This is a genomic window from Acinetobacter thutiue, from assembly GCF_030385805.1.
In the GTDB taxonomy this organism is placed as follows: domain Bacteria; phylum Pseudomonadota; class Gammaproteobacteria; order Pseudomonadales; family Moraxellaceae; genus Acinetobacter; species Acinetobacter corruptisaponis.
On sequence record NZ_JAUDZE010000011.1, the window covers coordinates 67,746 to 90,152 of the forward strand.

Here is a 22,407-nt window from a genome sequence, read left to right on the forward strand (position 1 = left end):
ATAGGAAAGACAGCGCTCCACTCTGTCTTTCCAATGCTGCTTACTCAGGTAACTTAAAGTCAGTTACTGATTCACGTAATGATTCAGCCATGTTTGCCAGTTCAGAAACCGAACGTGCTGTATCAAACGTTGCTGTGGTGGTCTGTGAAGTAATTTCCTGTACAACATTCATCGTGGTTGCAATATGACTTGCTGACGCAGACTGAAGTTTCGCTGCATCAGAAATGCTCGCAATCAGTTTTGCCAGGTCACCTGATACCGTTTGAATCTCATCCAGTGCAATACCCGCATCTTTTGCCAAGTTGGCACCACGTACAACCTCGGAAGTCGTTTGTTCCATTGAAATAACGGCTTCGTTAGTATCGGTTTGAATGGTTTTTACCAACCCTTCAATCTGTTTGGTTGCTGACGCTGAACGTTCCGCTAGACGCTGTACCTCATCGGCTACAACCGCGAAACCACGGCCCGCTTCACCAGCCATAGATGCCTGAATTGCAGCGTTTAAAGCCAAAATGTTCGTCTGATCGGCAATATCGTTGATCAGGGAAACGATGTTACCAATTTCCTGAGAAGACTCACCCAAACGTTTAATACGTTTTGATGTTTCCTGAATCTGCTCACGAATGTGGTCCATCCCCTCAATCGAGCGGTTTACAACTTCCGCACCATTTGATGCAATTTGTACAGAACGCTGTGCCACCTCAGCAGACTCAGATGCGTTTGCAGATACCTGGTCAATTGACAATGCCATTTCATTCATCGCCGCTGACGCACCTGCAATTTCTTGCGCCTGATGTTCAGATGCCTCTGCCAACTGGTTGGTAATATCCTGAGTATCCTGGGTATAGCGTGCAACTTCCTGTGAAGTATCCGTGATTCGGGATACAAGGTCACGCAACTGGTCAATCGCGAAGTTAATCGAGTCCGCAATTGCACCTGTAAAGTCTTCCGATACCGTTGCATAAGAACGCAAGTCACCGTCCGCCAAATCGGCGATTTCATCCAGTAAACGTAAAATCGCGTTTTGGTTACGGTCATATTCATCTTGCAGACGCGTTACACGCTCTTTATCCGTATTACTACGTAAAGCAAGTAATTGCAGTGCAGAGAACACCAGTAGGCCCAATGCGGCAATTAACACGATACCTGCAATAACATTACCCCAGCCACCCTCAGCTTTTTTCGACAAGTCATTCAATGAAGTCAATAAGGCATCAGATTGAGAGAAGATTTGTGAAGATGCCTGACGTACACGAACAATCTGGTTCGCGTTTTGTAGAACCGTTGCCGCCGCTGATTTCAAGACAGCGTCATAGTCAGACTTAATACTGTCTACAGACTCACGTAGATCTGGTGAGGTGATACGGTCAACGCCCAGTTCAGAGCTACCATTGAGCTGTGCATTGAGGTAAACACCAAAGGTATCAATATCCGCACCAAAGTCATTCGCAGAAACACTCGAATTGTCTGTACCCACCAATACCGAGTTGATTGAACGTAAAATACGCTCTGCGATGAACACCTGGTTTTTCGTGATAATTACCTGGCTACTTGGCATGTTTTCACGAACCATCTGGTCAACCATCAGGTTATATTCAGCCTGAATTTCAGGAATCGTTTCACTGATCGAGATGTTAGTGTCATAAAGCTGGTTAATGATTTTTTGTTGAGATGCGATTAGCTCAATGTTCTTGGAGACATTTCCCCAAAGCTCGTTAACCTTTTTATACTCATCAGAACCTTTACCATAGACACTTTCAACGGTGTCAAGGTTTTCAGCAAACTGCTTCTCCGACTCAACCAGACTTTTCATCGCTTCTGGTGTACCAGATGCGGTTGCTTCCGTTGCCTGACGCGAGATCATTTGCGACAACAGACGCAATTCACCCAGACTACGGGTCAATTGGTTGGAACGTGGTACGCTCACAAATAGGTAAATTAAGAGGATGACTGCAAGGGCCAAAGCAATTAAAGCACGATAGATAATCGGTTTGGATTTTTCTGTTTCACCGAACAAACGGGAAAATTGATCCAGTTGCGTTCGGATATTCTCCAGAAACGCTCCGCCTTTCTTCAAACCAGCGCTATCGCCACCATTTTTCTTTTTGAGTTTAAAGCCCATATCAGCTTCTCCCCTGAATACGCGTTTATCTTCCGTAGCGTACAAATTAGTTTATAAATTTTATTGATGCATTCATGTATTGAGGATTTTTCAACAACCGACTCAGTAAAAACACATGCCATTGCTGATTATGCTGGTGAAAGTAACCCTGACAGTAGTCTTTTAACTTACTGTCGAGTTCAGCATTTTGAGAAAAGAAACTTTTCTTGTTAAAGTGCTGAATCCCCAGAACCTGGTCAACAACCAGTCCTACATAATGATCTTGATGGCTAATACATATCACTTTTTGTGTTGGTGAAAACTGACTCCGTTGTCCTGAAATAAACTGACTTAAATCAGAAACTGAAAGCAATCGCCCACGAATATTTGCCAAGCCACGTACCCATGCCTGAGTATTTGGAACAGGGGTATATTTCGGTGGATAGATCACCTCCGAAATTTCCCCCAATGGTGCAACAAAATATTGTCCCAACATCTCAAAAGCGATACCAGACCATCGGCTGACTTCATTCTGAGTTGAAGCATATTGTTTATTGCCCCGCTTGGATAAGCGAAGCAATTCGATAAATCCATTTGCTGCCATACCCTATCCCGTATTGAGTAATGAAAAGGCTCGTATTGGTTAACTTAACAACTGTTTAATCACGTCGATAAGTTGCTGCTCATCAATTGGCTTGGTCAAATAGTCGCAAGCCCCCTGACGTTTACCCCATACGCGGTCTGTCGCCTGGTCTTTCGTACTTACGATCACAACAGGGATATGCTGTGTGTCTTTACCCTTGCTAATCTGGCGTGTTGCCTGAAAGCCATTCATCCCTGGCATCACCACATCCATGAGGACCAAATCTGGCAACTCTGCCTGCGCCATGGTAACACCGTCAGCCCCATTGGTCGCTTCTAAAACTTCATAACCGTGCTTAGTTAAAATTTCTCTAAAACGAAATGTTTCAGTAGGTGAATCATCTACTATAAGAATACGAGCCATTTTTTCCTCAATTTAATTTTATGCGCTAACGTGGTTACGAATCGCACTTAACAGCTCATCTTTACTGAATGGCTTGGTTAAATATTCATCCGACCCCACAACACGCCCTTTAGCCTGATCAAACAAACCGTCTTTGCTTGACAACATAATCACTGGAATATTTTGGTAGTTTAAAGAGTTCTTAATCAATGCACAGGTCTGATAACCGTCCAGGCGTGGCATCATGATATCAACGAAAACGATATCTGGATTTGCTTCCGCAATTTTTGATAATGCTTCAAAACCATCGACCGCTGTAATGACCTCACAGCCTTCACGTTGCAACAAAGTCTCGGCTGTACGGCGAATCGTTTTTGAATCGTCAATCACCATTACTTTCAAATTTTGAAATTTATCTTCCATTTAATTGTCCTGCCCCATTCACTCAATACAAATTATGCTTGGTTTAATTTGTTTTATACAGATTAGTTGATATTTTTAACATATCTTTACTTGCATTATCAACGAAGTTTTTTGAACCAACCTATCAGTTTTCCTTAACAATAACAAGTAGCGCACACTTTTGAGTAAATTCCTAAATTTTTTGTATACTAACTATTTTTAATTGTACAAATAGCTACTAATATACAAGTGATTATTATTTAAAAATAAGTGATTTAGTTAACTTTTTTACGGGGAATGTAATGACTGGTTCGTTAAAGTGCGGTTTCCGCATTCGTCACTTTACAACGATAACTCGTAATTGCATTTGTACATTTCTTTTAATGTTGCTTGCTTATGGCTCAAGTTTTGCGGCCACGGAGCAATCTCGAGCAGTCTGGTATCGCTACTATGACAAGAATGGCATTGCCAATGTAAGCACCTCTGTCACTCCAGAACATATCCGTTATGGCTATGAGGCGCTTGACCGCAACATGCAGGTGATCAAGCGCAACCAGCCTTATAATGCCACCCAGGATATTCAGCAGTCCACACGTCGGGAATCATTGGCACGTCAGCGCGAACAGGACCTGAAACTCAAACGTGCTTATGGCAACAGCAAGATTGCGGCTGCGAAAAGGGACCAGATTCTGGCCAACCTAAAAAAACAGCTAAACTACCAACAGGAGCAGTTGCAACAGTTGCAACAGGACAAGATCGGCTTTAAACGTCAGGAAATGGAATATTACCGCAAAGGTGAGCCTCTCCCCGCCCAGCTCAAAAATAATTTAGAAAATAACGTCAAGAATATTGAGCGCGTGAAAAAAACGGTGGAAAGTTTGCGTAATGCCTATAGCAGAACAGAAACCGATTATACGGATATCATTAACCGCCTAAGCAGACTTGAGCAAAATGATCTCCCTCATACGCCATCTTCCCGTCCCTAATTGAATCTTTATTTTCAAACACTTCATTCTCATTTTGATCATTTGCATTGAATTGCCCCACTTTACTTTTCCCGAAATTCCATGATTCATGGCATAATGCCAAAACTCACAAGTGGAGAGATATTTTCCGCCACTGTTGCAGCTTTTTTCAATCACACTTAACTTTAGGATTGTTTCCATGCGCGCAAGCCGCTTTTTATTTGCAACGTTAAGAGAAACCCCAAATGATGCTGAAGTCATTTCACACCAGCTCATGTTACGTGCGGGGATGATTCGTAAACTCGCTTCTGGCTTATACTCTTGGTTGCCCATGGGAACGCGTGTCTTAAAGAAAGTGGATGCCATTGTCCGTGAGGAAATGAATCGTTCTGGTGCGCTGGAAGTGTTTATGCCAGTGACCCAGCCTGCGGCGTTGTGGGAGGAGTCTGGACGTTTTGAGCAGTATGGCCCAGAACTGTTACGCTTTAAGGATCGTCATGACAATCCTTTTGTACTGGGTCCAACCCACGAGGAAGTGATTACCGATTTGGCACGCAACGAGCTAAAAAGCTATAAGCAGTTGCCTGTTAATTTTTATCAGATTCAAACCAAATTCCGTGATGAAATTCGTCCACGTTTTGGTGTGATGCGTTCTCGTGAATTCATCATGAAAGATGCCTATTCATTCCATGCAGATCAGGCCTCATTACAAGAAACCTATGACGTGATGTACGACACTTACTGCCGTATCTTTACTCGTCTTGGCCTGGATTTCCGCCCTGTTGAAGCGGATACTGGCTCAATTGGCGGTTCAAGCTCGCATGAATTTCATGTGCTTGCTTCAAGTGGTGAAGATGATGTGATTTTCTCAACTGAGTCTGACTATGCAGCCAACATGGAAAAAGCCGAGGCCATTCTGGTCGGCGAACGTGCGGCATCAGCTCAAACATTGGCAATTGTTGACACACCAAACCAGAAAACCATTGCAGAGGTTTGCCAGTTCCTGAACGCTGATGCCAAACAATCGGTTAAGGCTTTACTGGTTCAGGGTCAGGTTGATGAAAATGGCAACACTCCTGTGATTGCCCTATTCCTGAGAGGCGATCATGAACTCAATGAAATTAAGGCTGAGAAGCATCCATTAATTGCTGCTCCACTTAGCTTTGCCACTGAAGAGCAAATCAGCGCACTGGGATTGAAGACTGGGTTTATTGGTCCTCAAGGTTTACTGGAAAAAGGTTTAACCGTAATTGTGGATCGTGCGGCATCGGTATTGTCTGACTTTATTGCAGGTGCAAATGAAGCTGACAAACATGCCACAGGTGTCAACTGGGAACGCGATGCACAGTTTACTGAGGTCTATGATCTGCGTAATGTGGTTGAGGGTGATCCATCCCCAGATGGTAAAGGTACACTACTCATCAAACGTGGTATTGAAGTGGGCCATATCTTCCAGTTAGGCACCAAATATTCTGAAGCGCTGGGCTGTAAGGTTCTGGGTGAAGATGGCAAGCCATTTACAGTCACCATGGGTTGTTATGGTATTGGTGTGACCCGTGTGGTTGCCGCTGCCATTGAACAGAACTATGACGACAAGGGTATTATCTGGCCTCAGGCAATTGCACCTTTCGAAGTCGCAATTGTGCCAATGAATGCGCATAAATCACCACGCACCTTAGAAGCTGCTGAGGCACTTTATGCAGAGTTGCAAGCACAGGGTTATGATGTGTTATTAGATGACCGTAATGAACGTCCAGGTGTGAAATTCTCTGACCTTGAACTGATGGGTATTCCTCACCGTATCGTTATCGGTGAGAAAGGTCTGGATGCAGGCACTTTTGAATACAAGGGTCGCCGTGATGCAGAAGCCAGCAATCTCAACAAAGATGAGTTGCTTGCAAAATTAGTAGGTTGATAAAACCCTGCCATAATAAAAAAGCCGTTTAAATTTAAACGGCTTTTTTATACTTAGACAGTTAAGTCCTTGATTGTTTCTGATGGACCATTATTTTTAACGGATTCAATACCCTTATCTCGGGACTGTTCACTGGCATAAAGTTGGCTATTACCAATGACCTGATGATTTGCCGCTTTCAAGTTAAAGTAAGGTTTATCATTTTTTGATGTCAGTCGTTCATAACGTGCATCATCTGGGCTATTTTTTTGTACTGAAGCAATTCCATTCATTGCGGCTGCCTTGGTTTTATAGAGTTCACTGTTTAAAATGGGTTCACTATTCCCCGCCTTTAACACAAAACGATATTGACCATCACTTGCCTGACTTAGCTCGAACCATCCTGCCATAAAAACCTCTATTTTTTGAGTTATTTGTGTTTTTTATCTCATCTCAACAATAATATAGATCAGGCAATCCGTTTTAAAAAGACTATTTTTTGTTCAATTTTGGTAACTTACACATATAAAAAGGAGCATTTTTATGCTCCTCCATAAGCCAATTGTATTAGGCCTTTTTGACAAACTCAGATTTCAGTTTCATGGCACCAATCCCATCAATCTTGCAGTCAATATTATGACCATCACTCGCATCAGCAATTAAACGGATGGTCTTTACTTTCGTACCAACTTTCACCACTGATGAGGAACCTTTAATTTTTAGGTCTTTAATGACCGTTACACTGTCACCATCCACCAACACATTACCATTGGCATCTTTAATGATTTCCTGTTGTTCTGAAGCCTGTCCCTCACTCTGCTTCCACTCATGTGAACATTCAGGGCAGATCAATAATTCGCCATCTTGATAGGTATATTCTGATTGGCATTGTGGGCAATTTGGAAAAGACATAAAAAATCTCAAAAGCATTATTATGCGAGATAGAATGCTTTTTGCAAAATTTTAGTTTTTATTGTTTGAAGCACCTTTGTCTTTCATGTTTCGATTTTCTTTCCCAACACATAGTTTTTCAGCACCAGCGCATGGTTAATTTTGGGGTCTTTTGCCGCATAAAGCAGGGTCAGCATTTCATCCCTCTCCATTTTCCTTAATTCGTTCACATGAGGATTAGAGTGCAGTTCCTGATAATACTTTTGCTGAAAGGAAAGCCAATGCTCAGCTTGATGATTGAATTCTTTTCTCAATTCTGTAGAGGGTGCAATTTCTTTTAACCAGAGGTCTAAATGTGCCCGCTCTTTTGAAACCCCTCTGGGCCATAGACGATCAACCAGAATACGTTTGCCATCAGACTCTGCAACATCCTCATAAATACGCTTGATTTGTATAGGCATATTCTTCTCTTTTTCAATCGGCTAACTTTCCATTGAAATATCGATGACCTGCCCTTTGGAGCCGAAACTGACACAAATGATATAGTCTGTCACATCATCAGCCAAGGTAAAGTCCAGCTTTTCACTATCATCTCCCCATTGCGAAATCAGTATCAAAGCATCCAAAACCTGTAAGACCGTAGGGGTAGCTGTTGCAAAATGTTCTTGCCAGTATTCTGGCTCAATTTCTTCCAGATGGTGTCGAATAAACAACTCAACACTTTCTCCTGCCTGTTGATTTTCCAGTTCTGTACGCATGGCAATACGTGCCAGCTGTTCACGTTGCTGCTGGCTGATTTCTGTCATTTTCTTTTCCCCAACTACATAAAATCTATATTACTGAAATTTTATCAATCATTTATTTTATTCATCAGGAATTTCAGCTTCCACCAATAATCCCAATAAATATAAGGATTCCTGCCATCCCAAATAACAGGCTTCCACAGGAATCACATCAGGTATTCCCTCTTGGGTAATATTGATCTCAGTTCCAACCAGCACTGCCTTAAATTGGATGGTGACTTGAATCTGCCCTGGCAAATTGGGATCTTCAAATTGGTCAGTATAACGTAGCAACTCATTTTCAATAATTTCTACATAAGTTCCACTAAATGCATGGGAACGATTGGTAGAAAAATTGGTAAATGACATCTTATAAGTCCCACCAACCTGAGGATCAAAATGATGTACTTTCGCGGTAAAACCATGAGGTGCCATCCATTTCGCCAATGCATCTGGAACCAGGAAAGCTTTAAAGACACGCTCTGGTGGGGCCTTGAATACTCGATGTAATTTAACTGTACCTGTCATTTTTATTCTCCATCATTGTTTATCACTATTGTTATATTTGTCATCACCATGAATCAATCGTTGCGATGACTTTGGTTGTCCATTCTGTCATAAATAAGCCAAATCTAAAGCTGTTTTTTTGTGAAAAATAGCGCAAAATAAACCCCTATATTTTAATGACTAGAACACAGCCTTAGGATGAATCAATGAGTCAGCTTACTTTTACTGCTTTTAGCTTAAATGGTGTAGATGCACAAAAATTCCTACAAGGCCAGGTGACTGTTCATGTTGAACGCCTGCCAGAGAATGAAAGTCGCTACACTGCTATTTGTGATTTAAAAGGGCGTATTCATTTTGGCCTATGGATGAAAAGATTAAATCCAGAGAGTTTTGAACTGGTGACAACTCAGGATCAGGCAGAAGAGTTTTCCAAACACATTAAAAAGTTTGGTGCCTTTTCAAAAATGAAGCTAGAAGAAATTGGTCAAGTTTTTCCAAGTGTTATAGGCAACCATACCGAGTTTTCTTCAACAGAAACAGATATAAATGCATGGCAAATACAAGCCATTCAGTCTGGACAAGCATGGATTACCCAAGCAACTGAACATCTGTTCCAGCCCCAGGAACTGCGTCTGCATCAACGAGATGGTGTGCATTTTGATAAAGGTTGTTATCTAGGACAGGAAATTGTGGCGCGTCTATGGTTTAAGGCAAAACCTAAACACTGGTTGCATTTGATTCAAGGCAATGGTGCTGTACCCGCTCCTGCAACTCAACTGAATAAGGATGTGGAGGTGGTCAATAGTATCGCTCTTGAAGAGGGCTATTTGGCTTTGGTGATTGCCAAACCAACTGCACTGGAAGAACTTCATCTAACCGTTTTAGATTTACCAGAAGCTTTAAATGGTGATGTGGCGAGACCTCAATAATTTTTATGCGATAGGATTGCCCAATATTCAAATGGGCGCTATTGTTTCGTCATACTCATCAATTTCAATTTGCAATGAAAATAATGATCAAAACTTTATTATCTGCGATTACGTTTGGCCTCATCACTTTCTCAATAGCACATGCTGATATCCAAACACTTGAACAAAACCTCAAGACCAACTATCCAGAACTCTCTATTAGATCAGTGACTCCCTCACCAATGTCAGGACTTTATGAAGTCTACACAGGTGGACGTTTGATATATACCAATGAAGAGGCAAAATACCTGTTTATTGGTCAACTGGTCGATCCAAAAAACCAAAAAAATCTAACCGAAGAGCGTTTAATTGAGCTCAATAAAATTGATGTTAAACAATTGCCATTAGAGCAAGCTATTCGATATGTTAAGGGTGATGGTAAACGTACACTTTACATATTTACAGACCCTGACTGTCCTTATTGCCAGAAACTGGAACAGTATATGACCTCCATTGACAATGTGACTGTCTATTTATTTCCGTTCCCGTTAAAAACCCTGCACCCTCAGGCTGAGAAAGTTGCCAACAAAATCTGGTGTGCTAAAAACCAGTATGAAGCTTGGGAAGATTATATGCTACATCGCAAAGCTCCAAAAAATTCAGGACAATGCACTACCCCAATTCAGAAGAATCTAATTCTGGGAAAAAGTCTACAAATCAATGGAACACCCACCCTATTTTTGAAAAATGGTACTCGGATTCCTGGTATGCCACAAAATGCAGAACAGATTGAACAATTACTGAACTCAGCTGAGCAATCTAAATGAATAAATTAACAGTAGAATGACTATTTCTACATGATACATTCATATTTTTCTTTATCAGCATTTTAAAATAATTTATATTTTTCAATATACTACAAAGATAAGATATATTTATCCATAAATATTGGCATACAAAATATCCATTTACATTTTATGCCAAACTCTTAAACTTAACTTGGGTCACAACATTGTTTTCTGCCAACAACAAAGGATTGCGGCAGATTTACATGAAAGGAAAGGAAAGATGAAAAAGTTGCTCATTGCCAGCCTAATCATGGTTGCAAGCCATTCGGTATTCGCAGCTGACAATAAAACCTCAGCAGCTCCAGATGTCTTTGCAAAAGCCACTCAACTTTATGAAGCAAAGAATTATCCTGAAGCATTTCAGGAAATGCAGCGCCTAGCAAATACAGGCAATGCCCAAGCAATTTATAATGTGGGCTACATGACCCAAATCGGGCAAGGCACAGTTAAAGATGAAAAAAAAGCTTTGCAATATTATCAGGATGCCTCCAACAAAGGATTTGGTAAAGCTAGCTTTATCTTGGCACAAGCCTATCATAAAGGGAATTTAGGCCTCCCTAAAGATGCTCAAAAATACAAGGAATTTTTAGACAAAGCTTCCGTTCAGGGTTCTGAGGAAGCAACTGTTGAGTTTGCAGATTTGTTGTTTAAACAGGGCAAACCCGAATATGATCAAATTGCTATTCAACGCTTACTGCCTTTGCTACGCAAAGATTATTACCCAGCAAAAAACCTTAAAGCAATTTATGATCTTGGTATTGGTGTAAAAAATAAAAATCCGATTATGCAATTACAAGCTGTAGAAAGCTTAAAAGACTTAGCTAAAAAAGGCTATGCGCCATCACTTATGGTTTTAGGTAATATGCTAGCAAACGGTGGGATTATTGACCAAAACCTTCCTGAAGCTCAAAAAATATTTAGTGCATTGGCAGCACAAAATTTTCCAAATGCCAAAGAAGCATTAGCCGAAGTTGAAAAAGCAATCGCTGCTAAAAAGTCTGCTCCAGCAACCTCTAAAAAATAATGAAAAACCCTCTTATATTCTATTAAAAATAAGAGGGTTATTTCTATTTGAATTAAAACTGCTTGCTGACTCTCATTCCCACACTTAGGTTACGCCCATCAGCAGGCTCAAAAAATCGACTGTTCCCTTCATTAACAATGACTGAACCAATATAGTTTTTATCAAACAGGTTATCTATCCGAACAAAACCATTGACACTCCAATCGACATATTTCCTTACATAACCCGTATAAACAGAGGCAATGGTATAGCTTGCTGCTGAATCACTATTGATGTCATTCACATAGACTTTATCCATATAGTGGGTATCAACACCAGCATAAAAACCCAGTTCAGGCTGCCATGTAACTCCAATAAAAGCTTGATTTTTAGCAATTCCTGGAATGAGATTGTTTGCTGGAATTTCTGCAACATTTCCTAATTTCGGAACTTTCGCATCAAACTTTGCATCTAAATACGCATAGCTCGTATTGATGCTCAAATCTTTCCATAATTTTTTATTCCAGCTTAACTCTGCACCTTTACGCAAGGTTTTATCAGCATTACGGTAGGTTGCACGTCCACCTATATTTTCTGCTGCAACAATGTCATTTTGCGTATCGATATAAAAAGTTGCGAAATTAAAATCACCCCATCTATTTGAAGATTTTAAACCAACTTCATAGTTATCGCTTTTGGATGGCTTTAAATCCAAAGTGCTTGCTCCACCCTGTGCAGGGTATGCCATTTCAGTGAACGTTGGTGTTTCAAAGCCTTTGGCATAACTCGCATAAATTAAAGCTTGTGGCATGAATTGCCAACTTAAAGCAACGGATGGCAAGATTTCTTCATAAGTTGTTTTACCGCTATTATCACCATTTAGACCAACAATATAATGATCTTTGGATTTGTAATGTACATTACTGTAGCGTACTCCTGTATCTAAGCGCATAGCTGGCAAAAAATTCCAGGAGGCTTGCAGATAAGGATCAACATTCCATAAAGTATTTCGCTCATCTCGGCGCAAAGCACCCACAATCCCTTTATCACCGTGATCATTAAAATTTTGGAAACCCTGCCGATCTTCATTCATAGCATCTATAGAAACACCAGCGGTAAATTGGGTTTGAGGAAGTAAATCCTTACCCGTCCAGCGAAAATCAGTTCCATAGTAGTCACGTTTAAAATCAATCACCCCACCCGCCTGATAAGGTGTATTGGGATTTTTTTGAACCATATCAGGAATAGATTGATATTGAATGACTTGCCGCTGTCCGATATAAGCCATGGCATAAAGTTCATTTTGATCATTGATTGGCTTTGACCATGTTACACCAGTCTGGGTCTGGTCAATTTTTTTACGCGCATTATAGTCCAAGACATTTTTTGCAACTTGTTTGGGATTGTTCTCCCACTCTGCTCGAGTTAGTCCACCTGGATCAGCAGCATCAATATTGACGTAATTAGTGACCCAGTTAATCTTGCTACCATCATCCAGATTCCATGTCAGTTTGGCATTATTTAAGGTTTTATTGGCACTGCTATGGTCACGGAAACCATCAGTATCAAAATAGGATGAACTAATGATATAACTCGGCTCATTTTGCTTGTCCACCCCTCCTTGTAATATCAAACCCGCACGATTTTTATGATGACTTCCTCCAGCATAACTCATTTCAATAGAATCTTTACCTTGCCCTTCTTTGGTCGTTGCCAGAATTGCGCCACCCGATGAGTTTCCGTACAGGGAAGAAAATGGCCCAGTTAAAACTTCAAGATGATCTAAGCTACTCAAGTCAATATTAGAGGTCTGCCCCTGCCCATCAGGCATGGTTGCGGGAATACCATCAGTATATAAACGGATTCCCCTCACACCGAAAGTAGAACGGGCACCAAAACCACGCATAGAAATTTGTAAGTCTTGCGCGTAGTTCTCTCGGTTGCGCAACTGAACACTTGGAATCCCTTTGACCAGTTCAGTCAAGTTTACTTGGGCAGATTGATCTGCTTTAGGGCTTTCAATACGGAAAACTGAAGCTGGTGTTTCCATATAGGTGGTATTGGTACGGGTTGCCTCGACTTTAATTGGGATAAGTTGCTTTATTGGCTGTGTCTCCATATCAACTTTAGCAGCCCATACCAAGGAGCTATTCAACCCCATACTTACCGCAACACAACCGTATAAAAAATTTAGTTTAATTAAAGGCATAGAAATTCCTTTTGTAACGACCATTTTTATCTAAAAGACAATAAAATTTTAAATGACAAAGATTTTATATTTGATTTTATTGCATTATTCGCTATCGTAATGTTTTATTATGAAATAAATAAAATGATTCAATTTCATTTGAACAATAGATAAATTTTAGTTTGTGCCAAAATAAAAAAAATGTTAATTTCCAAACTAAATCTTGAAATTTTAATAAGTTAAGTAGAGCAACCACATGACAAAACTACAACTTACACCACCAGAACCATTACCACTGATCAATAATGAACAAATAAATGATACAGTTCAAATAAAACCTGAGGTGATTGAAAATTTAAATCAACAGATTGAAGACTTTTTGCATCATCTTATTGAACTGCCTTCTCATGAAAAAACATTTCAAGACAAGGTCAACACTTTGCATCAGTTGGGGCAACAAAGTGTCAAAAAATCTTCAGGTCTTAGCCATCGTTTATTATCACGATCCTTAAACCAACTGGATGATGATGCAGAAAGCCAGAATATCAGTCACAACCTGATTGAGTTACGTCAGACCTTGGAAGCATTAAACCCAGCCCAAAATCAAAAATTTTTTGCGATTCGGAAATTTCTAAGACTTTTACCAATAGGTAACCGAGTAGAAGATTATTTTGATAAATATAAATCTTCCGAAGAGCATATTAATGTGATTCTAAGCAGTCTGGATCAGGGTAAGGATGAACTCATTAAAGACAATATTGCATTGGAACGTGATAAGCGCACCATGTGGGAAACCATGCAGGAACTTGAACAATATAGTTATATCGGCAAACAGTTGTCACAAAAAATTGAATATGTGATTGATGAAATTAGCCTAACAGATGAGCATAAAGCGAGAGTCTTAAAAGAAGAGGTTCTTTTTTATTTAAAGCAAAAAGTCACCGATTTAATGACGCAACAAGCCGTAAGTGTACAAGCCTATATGTCACTGGACTTAATTCGAAATAATAACCTTGAGCTGATTAAAGGGGTTGATCGTGCATTGATGACCACCGTTTCTGCACTACAAACAGCGATGGTGGTTGCACAGGCATTATCCAATCAAAAACTGGTATTGAATCAGGTTAAACTCATTAATAGCACGACAGAAGACCTGATTGTTTCAACCAGTAAAATGCTGAATCAGCAAACACGTGACATTCAGTCCCAGTCTGCCAATAGTGTCATCAGTGTTGAAAAACTCCAAACTGCTTTTAACCAGATCTTTGATACCATTGATCTAGTAAATGATTTTAAGGTGAAATCACTACCTAATTTGCAGCAAAGTATGGATCATTTATCAACCCAGTTACAACGAGCCCAACAATATACCGATCAGGTTCGAAAAAATGAAGTTGAGCAACAGCTCAAACTCAAAGATATTCACAATGATGGTATTGCAAAAATTGAATAAATTCAATCAATATATAATTCTCTAATACGACTTTCAATTCGAAAGGATGCTGCCGATTTTCCAAACTGATCTATGATTTTAATTTGATTTTTGGTTTCATCCTGAGAATAGCTAAAATTCTCTAAATTACTAACGGTACAGTTTGAGCATTTTTGCGTATATGGAAAGGAACTATAGATTTTATTATCTTCGATCTCGCCAAAAATTTCACTTTCTATATTTCCAGTCAGATAAATCAGTTTAACCTGCTCATCTTTATCTTTTATATGCCATTTTACCGCCTCATAACTGTTCAAAATCAAAATTATTGGTGTTTGCACATTTACATTGACTGTCACTGTTCCTGATTTTTGAAAATCTTTATGTTTTCTTGAATAGACATAACTATAGCATTTTGCATGGTGATAACCCTGATTGATGCGCATACATTCATCATAAAGTGCTCTCTGCTCATCCTCCATTTGACCCGATTCTTTTACACCAACATAGTAAATATCCGCTTTTTCAGAAAGTCTATAAAATTTCTTTTTCGCCCTATCCTGATTATAGCCCCCAAACCATTGCTCATCCCCTTTATCAATCAATATGACAATACAAATCACTAGAATCAGATGAAGAAAATGATGTATATGCTTTGGCATGATGCTCATTTTTACTAATTTCCTCCATGAAGCCTATTTATTTTTATGACAAGACCAAATAAATAATAACTAAAATTATAAAAAATCAATCCAGATGAAAAGTTTTTCCATAATACTCCCCTTGAAAAGAAGAAATATCTTTACCAAAATAATCAAATATAATTGATCTCTCTGGCTGTTTATACTCCGACCAATAAGGTAAATAGCTTATCAAACAGCCTGAACAGATATTATCCTGATAAAATGATCCATAAATTTTTCCCTGAGTTAATTTTGTATGAACCTCACTTCCATAATAACCAGTAGCATAAATTAATCGAATTTTATCCGTATTTCCTTTCACAATCCAATCAACTGCTTCGTAATTACTTAAAACTAAAATAATCGGTTGTTTAGTATTTACATGAATTGTTACTGCTTTTTTCAAATCTGGTCGGTGTTGCATATAAGCCTGAGTATGACAATCTCCAGCAGACCTACCCTCATTCTGTTTTTGACATTGATCAAATATTTTTCTTTGTTCCTCACTTTGTTGTGCAGATTCATATACTCCCACATAATAAATCTTGGCATTTTTTGCAATTTCATGGAACTTTTGTTTCGTTACAGATGCCATATTTTCTTTTGTAGGCACATCAGCCATATCTTTTATCATCGCAGCCTCGCTTATTTGATGATTTATATCTGGAGCAGCATCATCTTCAAATTTTTTCTGGGCAATCGCCTCTGCTGCTTTGGTCTCCTCCATGGCGGCAAGATGTGCTTCAGGACTAGCTTTGACTGAACGTGTTTCTCTTTTCTGGGAAGTCACAATAACGATAACCAAAAATAATAAAATACAATGTAAAATAGAACTTGGAATATTCGACATTATTCTGATCCCATATATTTACCCACTTTAAAAAAGTGATTGGGTTTAAGTTGCTGCAAAATAAATTCATTATGTGAATGAATGGACTCCAAGTCTTTTTTATACAATAACTCTGCAACTTCAATCAGTTGTTCTAACATCTGTTCTAACTGTTGTGTCAACCAAATTTGTGGAGATGGTACATGTTGTTCAGACGGATAATAACGTTGATTTTTAGGATATTGTATATATTCCTCTATTGATTTCTTTAATAATTCCAATGAAGTCCGCAGAACAGCTTCAATTTCGCTTTGACTCTTTTTCTGAGAAGTTTGATTAATTTTCTGTTGTAAACCTGCAAAAACATCATGTATCTCATTGAGCAACTTATTCTGATTAAAATTAAGTTCAGACCGCACTTGTGCTTTTAAATCAATCAAAAGAAACAGCGCATTTTTTTCAATTTCCATTCGCTCTTGTTCTTGGATAAGGTGACGTGTCATTTTTATTTCTGGGGCTGTTTTATGAGTATTTACTATTTCATTATTTTCTTTAGATAATTCAAGTTCTTCATCATTATTTTTAGATTCATTAAAGCTAACTTTTTCTGTTTCCCCAAAGAATATATTATCCGTATAGATTCGATTATATAACAGCATTCCAGCAATATAACTTAATATACACCATATCCATGACCATTTAAATATCCCCACAAGCACTAAAATACAATAAAGAATTGCAACAATACAACCAAAGCGATAGAAGTCTTTTGGAATTTTCGTCATTCCAACAATAATAGAGACAAGAACAATTAAAAATAGAATAAGCATAATAAAGAAAAATAATGCAGCACTCATTTATTTCCCCTTTTATTCATCTGTCTTAAATTTAAAAAATTCTTCTCTTTCTAACTTCTGTTTTAAAAACTCAGCATGATCATGTAAACGATTAAGATCATTTTGATAAATTAACTGAACAATTTCCTCCAACTCAGTTTTAATCAAATCCAACTGCATATTCAATAAAGAACTTGGTGTGCTATTATTTTCAAGAAAAGCACGTTCTCTTAGAAAAATAGGTAATTCAATATAATTTTTCAAGGCTGGAATTAAATATTGTTTTAAGATCCTATCAATATTTCTTTCCTGTAACATTAAATCTGTAGGCGATGTACTCCTTATCTTATCTGATAATATTTTGAGTAATTCATCCATCTGATTCAACTTGATAAAAGCATCTTGCCCTAGATGACCTTGAGCTTGTATCTTGAATTTTCTAAAATAATCTAAAAATGATAAAGGTGGGGTTTGAACTTTGGCGGTGATGTTATCCTCTGTTTTATAAATAAAAGCATTGTTTTTTTCAAGGATTTTTTCATTATAATCTAAATATTCCTGCTCATATTGATTCATAATCTCATAATTGACCAAGACATCTTCTTTTAGTTTTTTATAACAGAAATAAAAGAAATAACCTAAAGCATAGCTAACTATTATCATCAAAAAAGAAACTGGAAAAAGATCAATAATCATAAGAATACTCACGACGATTGCACAGATACATCCCCATTTATGTAATTTGCTCTCCCAGAACATCACCCCCCCTTATTCATAAATCTAAAAATAAAATCAAGCTATCTTGTTATTTTTCATCATTTTCTAACATATTTTTTGATTATACAATAAACTTATAGAATCTCAATCCTTTTAAAAATCATTCTTTTAATTAATTGATTTGCAATTTAAATAATAAACTCCATATAAAGAATAATCTCACTCACGACATATCTGATATGCCCGAACTTCCAGAAGTTGAAACTACTAAAACAAGTTTACTGCCTTTACTCGACCAACGTGTTTTAGCAGTTAAAGTCTTAAATGCAAACTTACGCTGGAAAATTCCTGATGATATTCAGAAATTGGTTGGACAGCGTTTAATAACGCTTTCACGCCGCTCTAAATATATTCTAGCTGAATTTGAACAGAATCAAATGCTTTGGCATCTCGGAATGTCTGGTAGTTTTCGATTATGCCAACCCAATGATGAATTGCGCAAACATGATCATTTAATTATTGATTTTGAAGATATTCAACTGCGCTATCATGATCCACGTCGTTTTGGTTGTATTCTTTGGCTAAATCAGGACAACCAGTCCAAGCTTATTGACACACTTGGTCCTGAACCTTTAAGTGAAGATTTTAATGCGACTTATTTGTTAGAAAAGCTAAATAAGAAGAATGTAGGTATTAAAATTGCGCTTATGGATAATCATGTGGTGGTAGGTGTTGGTAATATTTACGCAACTGAAAGTCTATTCAATATTGGAGTTCATCCTGCGCAACCTGCTTCAACTTTAACCCAAGCACAAGTTGAAAAGTTGGTGATTGAGGTCAAGCGCATCCTAAAACAAGCGATTGATCTTGGCGGTTCAACTTTACGCGACTATAGTAATGCGATGGGCGAAAATGGTTATTTCCAACAAACGCTGCTTGCTTATGGTCGTGCAGGTGAAATGTGCGTCAACTGCGAAACCACGCTGGAGAATTTAAAGTTGGGACAACGCGCCAGTGTGTTCTGCCCACAGTGCCAACCCTTAAATAAGAAAGCTTAGTTATTTCAATGCTGGCTCAAGGAGAGTGATTTATGCAGACTGCAATTGTTCGGCATATTCTGGTCAAGGATAAAGACTTGGCAGAACAACTGAAAAAGCGGATTCATTCTGGCGCGGACTTTGTGAAAATCGCCAAGCAATATTCAACATGCAACTCAGCAAAACGCGGTGGTGAACTCGGTGAAGTGAAAAAAGGGCAGCTTGTTCCTGTGATCGACAAACTGGTCTTTACTGCCGCGGAGAGGGTCTTACACGGTCCAATTAAAAGCCAATTTGGCTTTCATCTGGTTGAAATTAAATTCCGTATGGAGGGTTTTCACTAAAGCTTTTCTTTTACCGTGAATGATTGTTCTATATCTGCTCATTCATGACATAAGTCCATGCTTGTACAATCTCACCAGAATTCAGAATGGTTTTAACTTGTACTCTTTTATATTGCACCCCCTCAAAGTCATCCAGCATTTGCCAGTTTTGTTCTAATTTTTCAGTGCTAAACAAATAGCCTTCAACCAATGGATCTTTATTACTCAGAATAATTGCGGGTAAACCCTTATCTGGACCCCAATCTAAAATATGAACCGTTCCACGTACATAAGCTTTCTGCCAATCTCCACCGATTCCACCAAGAATATGGGCATTCTCTCGGTTTGGACAGAGGGTGCCATATACAAATAAACGATTCATAATAGTTTATCCCACTTCAATACTTTTCAGCATGTTAAAGTGAAATAATTAAACTTTCCATGCTCAATATTCATAATTATTCAAATAACTTTTACCAATTATTTTCTAATCATTCATAAAAAATGACATCTTGAGATGTCATTTTATTTCAGGAGTTTTTAACCCTGTTTTTTCAATTCATCACGGATTTCACGTAACAATTGAATATCTTCTGGCGTTGCTACTGGTTCAGGAGCGACTTCTTCTTGTTTACGAATACGGTTCATCACTTTCACCAACAAGAACACAACCCAGGCTAACAGCAAGAAGTTAATCAAGATCGTCAGGAAGCTACCATAGGCAAATACATTAAGTCCTGCATCTTGAGCTGCTTTCAGCGTGGTAATGTTATTTGGGTTATCTCCCAATACCAAGAACCAATTGGTATAGTCCACTTCCCCACCCAGGATCCATGAGATCACAGGCATGATGATATCCTTGACCAGTGAATCGATGATTTTACCAAAAGCGCCACCAATGATGACACCTATCGCTAAATCCATCATGTTGCCCTTAATGGCAAACTCTTTAAATTCTTTAATAATACTCATCTATAACTCTCCAGAGTTGACATGATCGCACCTACTTTTGCATTGTTTATTACATAGGCACAGTTATTCATCATAATGTTGATAATTTAATATTATTCTGAAAAAAATAAAGTTATTTCACACTTTAACAACATATTTTATTTTAATAAAAATATGAACTTAAGCATGATGTATTCATTTATTTTATATAATAAAAAACCGCTAAATAGAATTAGCGGTTTTTTCTTTTTCAGTTAAGAAAAATTATTTATCACGGTTACGCTTACGTTCGTTTTCAGTCAAGTAACGCTTACGAATACGAATTGATTTTGGTGTTACTTCAACTAGCTCATCATCTTCAATGAATTCAAGCGCTTGTTCAAGCGTATATTCCATTGCAGGTGTTAAAGTCAATGCTTCATCAGTACCAGATGCGCGGACGTTGGTGAGCTGTTTCGCTTTAGTTGGGTTAACAACCATATCGTCTGAACGGGAGTTAATACCGATGATCATGCCTTCATATACTTCAAGTTGTGGTTTAGCAAATAAACGACCACGGTCTTGAAGTGTAAATAATGCATAGCCCAAGCAAGTCCCTTGAACCATAGAGATCAACACACCGTTTTGACGCTTCGCCACAGTACCTGCTTTCGCTGGACCGTAATGTGAGAAACTTGATGTCATAATCCCTGTACCAGAGGTCATGGTTAAGAATTCAGAACGGAAACCAATCAAACCACGTGAAGGAACGGTAGCTTCAATACGGATACGACCTTTACCGTCAACTTCCATATTGGTCATCTCACCTTTACGGAAGCCCATTTGTTCCATTACAGAACCTTGGTGCTGTTCTTCAACATCAAACGTTACATTTTCAAATGGCTCTTGTCTTTCGCCATCAATTTCTTTCATGATGACTTGTGGACGAGAAACACCCATCTCGAAGCCTTCACGACGCATATTTTCAATCAGAACGGAAAGATGCAGCTCACCACGACCAGAAACCTTGAAACGGTCTGGACTATCAGTATCTTCAACACGTAATGCCACGTTGTGAATCAATTCACGATCAAGACGTTCACGAATATTACGTGAAGTCACGAACTTACCTTCTTTACCCGCAAATGGTGAGTTGTTCACCTGGAATGTCATCGAAACTGTAGGTTCATCTACAGACAATGGCGGCAATGCCTCAACATTTTTCGGATCACAAATTGTGTCAGAAATATTGAGTGCATCAATACCTGTAATACAGATGATATCGCCTGCTGATGCAGATTCAACATCAACACGCTCTAAACCGTGGTAACCCATAATTTTAAGGATACGACCGTTACGTGTCTTACCTTCTTTATCAATTACAGTGACTTGCGTATTCAATTTCACTGAACCACGTTGAATACGACCAACACCGATAACACCGACGAAGCTGTTATAGTCAAGTGATGAAATCTGCATCTGGAATGGACCATCAACATCAACGGCTGGTGGTTCAACGATATCGACGATGGTTTGGAACAATGGTGTCATATCATCAGCAAGTTCCTCTGGCGATGGACCTGCAACACCACGAAGACCTGAAGCATAAACGATTGGGAAATCCAATTGCTCATCAGTTGCACCCAAGTTATCAAATAAATCAAATACCTGATCAATAACCCAATCGCAACGAGCACTTGGCTTGTCAACTTTGTTAATAATTACGATTGGCTTCAAACCACGTGCGAACGCTTTTTGCGTTACGAAACGAGTTTGTGGCATAGGCCCTTCTTGAGAGTCAACAAGAAGCAATACGCAGTCAACCATCGACATTACACGTTCCACTTCACCACCGAAGTCGGCGTGTCCTGGGGTGTCAACGATGTTGATGCGATATTCAGTGTTGGTACGTGCATCTAACCATTTGATTGCAGTGTTTTTTGCAAGAATAGTAATACCACGTTCAGACTCAAGCGCGTTAGAATCCATAACACGTTCAATCTCGCCTGCGCGATCGCCAAGAGCACCTGATTGTTGTAAAAGTTTGTCTACAAGAGTCGTTTTACCATGATCGACGTGCGCAATAATGGCAATGTTACGGAGAGTTTTAATATCTGACATGTAAAATTCGATACGCTTTAAATTT

25 protein-coding genes are annotated in these 22,407 nt (G+C 38.8%); 8 read left to right on the forward strand and 17 right to left on the reverse strand.

From position 1 onward, the window contains the following. Positions 1–40: 40 nt before the first annotated feature. From QTA56_RS16520 to pilG, 4 genes are read right to left on the reverse strand one after another with little or no spacing between them, the layout of a single operon-like run. Complete coding sequence (locus QTA56_RS16520) at positions 41–2,122, reverse strand: methyl-accepting chemotaxis protein (RefSeq protein ID WP_267982077.1); 2,082 nt, start codon at positions 2,120–2,122, stop codon at positions 41–43. A gap of 46 nt (positions 2,123–2,168) precedes the next feature. Then, positions 2,169–2,705 (reverse strand): chemotaxis protein CheW, encoded by a 537-nt coding sequence (locus QTA56_RS16525; RefSeq protein WP_004681658.1) that lies wholly within the window; start codon positions 2,703–2,705, stop codon positions 2,169–2,171. A gap of 39 nt (positions 2,706–2,744) precedes the next feature. Further along, positions 2,745–3,107: a response regulator gene (locus tag QTA56_RS16530; RefSeq protein ID WP_004664659.1), complete on the reverse strand. Its 363-nt coding sequence runs from the start codon at positions 3,105–3,107 to the stop codon at positions 2,745–2,747. 18 nt (positions 3,108–3,125) lie between these two features. Beyond that, positions 3,126–3,509, reverse strand: a complete 384-nt coding sequence (gene pilG / locus QTA56_RS16535) for a twitching motility response regulator PilG (protein ID WP_004640629.1) — start codon at positions 3,507–3,509, stop codon at positions 3,126–3,128. A 281-nt stretch (positions 3,510–3,790) separates the two neighbouring features. Here pilG and QTA56_RS16540 point away from each other — a divergent pair, with 281 nt between their 5' ends. Continuing rightward, positions 3,791–4,474 (forward strand): hypothetical protein, encoded by a 684-nt coding sequence (locus tag QTA56_RS16540; protein ID WP_267982078.1) that lies wholly within the window; start codon positions 3,791–3,793, stop codon positions 4,472–4,474. Positions 4,475–4,652: 178 nt separating this feature from the next. Next, positions 4,653–6,368: a proline--tRNA ligase gene (locus QTA56_RS16545; protein ID WP_267982079.1), complete on the forward strand. Its 1,716-nt coding sequence runs from the start codon at positions 4,653–4,655 to the stop codon at positions 6,366–6,368. A gap of 53 nt (positions 6,369–6,421) precedes the next feature. Here QTA56_RS16545 and QTA56_RS16550 read toward each other — a convergent pair whose 3' ends face one another. From QTA56_RS16550 to QTA56_RS16570, 5 genes are all read right to left on the reverse strand, one after another. Further along, entirely contained in the window at positions 6,422–6,757 is a 336-nt protein-coding gene (locus QTA56_RS16550; protein WP_267982080.1) for a YegP family protein, read from the reverse strand. A gap of 157 nt (positions 6,758–6,914) precedes the next feature. Further along, positions 6,915–7,259, reverse strand: a complete 345-nt coding sequence (locus QTA56_RS16555) for a zinc ribbon domain-containing protein YjdM (RefSeq protein ID WP_267982081.1) — start codon at positions 7,257–7,259, stop codon at positions 6,915–6,917. A gap of 83 nt (positions 7,260–7,342) precedes the next feature. Then, positions 7,343–7,699 carry a DUF488 domain-containing protein gene (locus QTA56_RS16560; RefSeq protein WP_267982082.1) on the reverse strand — a complete coding sequence of 119 codons (357 nt, stop codon included), beginning with the start codon at positions 7,697–7,699 and terminating at the stop codon, positions 7,343–7,345. Between the two features lie 21 nt (positions 7,700–7,720). Beyond that, on the reverse strand, positions 7,721–8,044 hold the full coding sequence (locus tag QTA56_RS16565; protein ID WP_267982083.1) for a DUF2004 domain-containing protein: 324 nt from the start codon (positions 8,042–8,044) through the stop codon (positions 7,721–7,723). Between the two features lie 57 nt (positions 8,045–8,101). Then, complete coding sequence (locus QTA56_RS16570; protein WP_267982106.1) at positions 8,102–8,554, reverse strand: SRPBCC family protein; 453 nt, start codon at positions 8,552–8,554, stop codon at positions 8,102–8,104. 179 nt (positions 8,555–8,733) lie between these two features. Between QTA56_RS16570 and ygfZ the strand changes: the two genes are divergently transcribed. The 3 genes from ygfZ to QTA56_RS16585 all read left to right on the forward strand — a co-directional run bounded on the left by ygfZ (position 8,734) and on the right by QTA56_RS16585 (position 11,307). Further along, positions 8,734–9,456: a CAF17-like 4Fe-4S cluster assembly/insertion protein YgfZ gene (gene ygfZ, locus QTA56_RS16575; protein ID WP_267982084.1), complete on the forward strand. Its 723-nt coding sequence runs from the start codon at positions 8,734–8,736 to the stop codon at positions 9,454–9,456. Between the two features lie 83 nt (positions 9,457–9,539). Further along, positions 9,540–10,262 carry a DsbC family protein gene (locus QTA56_RS16580; RefSeq protein ID WP_267982085.1) on the forward strand — a complete coding sequence of 241 codons (723 nt, stop codon included), beginning with the start codon at positions 9,540–9,542 and terminating at the stop codon, positions 10,260–10,262. A 241-nt stretch (positions 10,263–10,503) separates the two neighbouring features. Next, positions 10,504–11,307 carry a tetratricopeptide repeat protein gene (locus tag QTA56_RS16585; RefSeq protein ID WP_267982107.1) on the forward strand — a complete coding sequence of 268 codons (804 nt, stop codon included), beginning with the start codon at positions 10,504–10,506 and terminating at the stop codon, positions 11,305–11,307. Positions 11,308–11,359: 52 nt separating this feature from the next. Here the strand turns inward: QTA56_RS16585 and QTA56_RS16590 are convergent, their stop codons facing one another. Further along, entirely contained in the window at positions 11,360–13,495 is a 2,136-nt protein-coding gene (locus QTA56_RS16590) for a TonB-dependent receptor (protein WP_267982086.1), read from the reverse strand. 235 nt (positions 13,496–13,730) lie between these two features. Between QTA56_RS16590 and QTA56_RS16595 the strand changes: the two genes are divergently transcribed. After that, entirely contained in the window at positions 13,731–14,927 is a 1,197-nt protein-coding gene (locus QTA56_RS16595) for a toxic anion resistance protein (RefSeq protein WP_267982087.1), read from the forward strand. Between the two features lie 2 nt (positions 14,928–14,929). On the opposite strand, the gene QTA56_RS16600 is transcribed toward QTA56_RS16595, so the two are convergent. The 4 genes from QTA56_RS16600 to QTA56_RS16615 form a co-directional block, all read right to left on the reverse strand. Further along, a complete protein-coding gene (locus QTA56_RS16600) occupies positions 14,930–15,577 on the reverse strand; it encodes a hypothetical protein (RefSeq protein WP_267982088.1) in 648 nt (215 codons plus the stop codon). Between the two features lie 76 nt (positions 15,578–15,653). Then, entirely contained in the window at positions 15,654–16,439 is a 786-nt protein-coding gene (locus tag QTA56_RS16605) for a hypothetical protein (RefSeq protein WP_267982089.1), read from the reverse strand. Next, positions 16,439–17,275 carry a hypothetical protein gene (locus QTA56_RS16610; RefSeq protein ID WP_267982090.1) on the reverse strand — a complete coding sequence of 279 codons (837 nt, stop codon included), beginning with the start codon at positions 17,273–17,275 and terminating at the stop codon, positions 16,439–16,441. The genes QTA56_RS16605 and QTA56_RS16610 overlap by 1 nt, the downstream gene beginning before the upstream one ends. 12 nt (positions 17,276–17,287) lie before the next feature. After that, positions 17,288–17,950 (reverse strand): hypothetical protein, encoded by a 663-nt coding sequence (locus QTA56_RS16615; RefSeq protein WP_267982091.1) that lies wholly within the window; start codon positions 17,948–17,950, stop codon positions 17,288–17,290. Positions 17,951–18,210: 260 nt separating this feature from the next. Between QTA56_RS16615 and mutM the strand changes: the two genes are divergently transcribed. Next, positions 18,211–19,029 (forward strand): bifunctional DNA-formamidopyrimidine glycosylase/DNA-(apurinic or apyrimidinic site) lyase, encoded by an 819-nt coding sequence (gene mutM, locus QTA56_RS16620; RefSeq protein WP_267982092.1) that lies wholly within the window; start codon positions 18,211–18,213, stop codon positions 19,027–19,029. A 32-nt stretch (positions 19,030–19,061) separates the two neighbouring features. Further along, a complete protein-coding gene (locus QTA56_RS16625; RefSeq protein WP_267982093.1) occupies positions 19,062–19,352 on the forward strand; it encodes a peptidylprolyl isomerase in 291 nt (96 codons plus the stop codon). A 28-nt stretch (positions 19,353–19,380) separates the two neighbouring features. On the opposite strand, the gene QTA56_RS16630 is transcribed toward QTA56_RS16625, so the two are convergent. From QTA56_RS16630 to typA, 3 genes are all read right to left on the reverse strand, one after another. Next, a complete protein-coding gene (locus QTA56_RS16630) occupies positions 19,381–19,713 on the reverse strand; it encodes a gamma-glutamylcyclotransferase family protein (RefSeq protein WP_267982094.1) in 333 nt (110 codons plus the stop codon). Positions 19,714–19,871: 158 nt separating this feature from the next. Next, on the reverse strand, positions 19,872–20,303 hold the full coding sequence (mscL, locus tag QTA56_RS16635) for a large conductance mechanosensitive channel protein MscL (protein ID WP_267982095.1): 432 nt from the start codon (positions 20,301–20,303) through the stop codon (positions 19,872–19,874). A gap of 243 nt (positions 20,304–20,546) precedes the next feature. Next, entirely contained in the window at positions 20,547–22,382 is a 1,836-nt protein-coding gene (gene typA / locus QTA56_RS16640) for a translational GTPase TypA (protein ID WP_267982096.1), read from the reverse strand. Between the last annotated feature and the right edge of the window lie 25 nt (positions 22,383–22,407).

Bases quoted from the DNA above. Each gene is read 5' to 3' on its own strand.
- QTA56_RS16520 (WP_267982077.1), bottom strand. From the start codon at position 2,122: ATGGGCTTTAAACTCAAAAAGAAAAATGGTGGCGATAGCGCTGGTTTG.
- QTA56_RS16525 (WP_004681658.1), bottom strand. From the start codon at position 2,705: ATGGCAGCAAATGGATTTATCGAATTGCTTCGCTTATCCAAGCGGGGC.
- QTA56_RS16530 (WP_004664659.1), bottom strand. From the start codon at position 3,107: ATGGCTCGTATTCTTATAGTAGATGATTCACCTACTGAAACATTTCGT.
- pilG (WP_004640629.1), bottom strand. From the start codon at position 3,509: ATGGAAGATAAATTTCAAAATTTGAAAGTAATGGTGATTGACGATTCA.
- QTA56_RS16540 (WP_267982078.1), top strand. From the start codon at position 3,791: ATGACTGGTTCGTTAAAGTGCGGTTTCCGCATTCGTCACTTTACAACG.
- QTA56_RS16545 (WP_267982079.1), top strand. From the start codon at position 4,653: ATGCGCGCAAGCCGCTTTTTATTTGCAACGTTAAGAGAAACCCCAAAT.
- QTA56_RS16550 (WP_267982080.1), bottom strand. From the start codon at position 6,757: ATGGCAGGATGGTTCGAGCTAAGTCAGGCAAGTGATGGTCAATATCGT.
- QTA56_RS16555 (WP_267982081.1), bottom strand. From the start codon at position 7,259: ATGTCTTTTCCAAATTGCCCACAATGCCAATCAGAATATACCTATCAA.
- QTA56_RS16560 (WP_267982082.1), bottom strand. From the start codon at position 7,699: ATGCCTATACAAATCAAGCGTATTTATGAGGATGTTGCAGAGTCTGAT.
- QTA56_RS16565 (WP_267982083.1), bottom strand. From the start codon at position 8,044: ATGACAGAAATCAGCCAGCAGCAACGTGAACAGCTGGCACGTATTGCC.
- ygfZ (WP_267982084.1), top strand. From the start codon at position 8,734: ATGAGTCAGCTTACTTTTACTGCTTTTAGCTTAAATGGTGTAGATGCA.
- QTA56_RS16580 (WP_267982085.1), top strand. From the start codon at position 9,540: ATGATCAAAACTTTATTATCTGCGATTACGTTTGGCCTCATCACTTTC.
- QTA56_RS16585 (WP_267982107.1), top strand. From the start codon at position 10,504: ATGAAAAAGTTGCTCATTGCCAGCCTAATCATGGTTGCAAGCCATTCG.
- QTA56_RS16590 (WP_267982086.1), bottom strand. From the start codon at position 13,495: ATGCCTTTAATTAAACTAAATTTTTTATACGGTTGTGTTGCGGTAAGT.
- QTA56_RS16595 (WP_267982087.1), top strand. From the start codon at position 13,731: ATGACAAAACTACAACTTACACCACCAGAACCATTACCACTGATCAAT.
- QTA56_RS16600 (WP_267982088.1), bottom strand. From the start codon at position 15,577: ATGAGCATCATGCCAAAGCATATACATCATTTTCTTCATCTGATTCTA.
- QTA56_RS16605 (WP_267982089.1), bottom strand. From the start codon at position 16,439: ATGTCGAATATTCCAAGTTCTATTTTACATTGTATTTTATTATTTTTG.
- QTA56_RS16610 (WP_267982090.1), bottom strand. From the start codon at position 17,275: ATGAGTGCTGCATTATTTTTCTTTATTATGCTTATTCTATTTTTAATT.
- QTA56_RS16615 (WP_267982091.1), bottom strand. From the start codon at position 17,950: ATGATTATTGATCTTTTTCCAGTTTCTTTTTTGATGATAATAGTTAGC.
- mutM (WP_267982092.1), top strand. From the start codon at position 18,211: ATGCCCGAACTTCCAGAAGTTGAAACTACTAAAACAAGTTTACTGCCT.
- QTA56_RS16625 (WP_267982093.1), top strand. From the start codon at position 19,062: ATGCAGACTGCAATTGTTCGGCATATTCTGGTCAAGGATAAAGACTTG.
- QTA56_RS16630 (WP_267982094.1), bottom strand. From the start codon at position 19,713: ATGAATCGTTTATTTGTATATGGCACCCTCTGTCCAAACCGAGAGAAT.
- mscL (WP_267982095.1), bottom strand. From the start codon at position 20,303: ATGAGTATTATTAAAGAATTTAAAGAGTTTGCCATTAAGGGCAACATG.
- typA (WP_267982096.1), bottom strand. From the start codon at position 22,382: ATGTCAGATATTAAAACTCTCCGTAACATTGCCATTATTGCGCACGTC.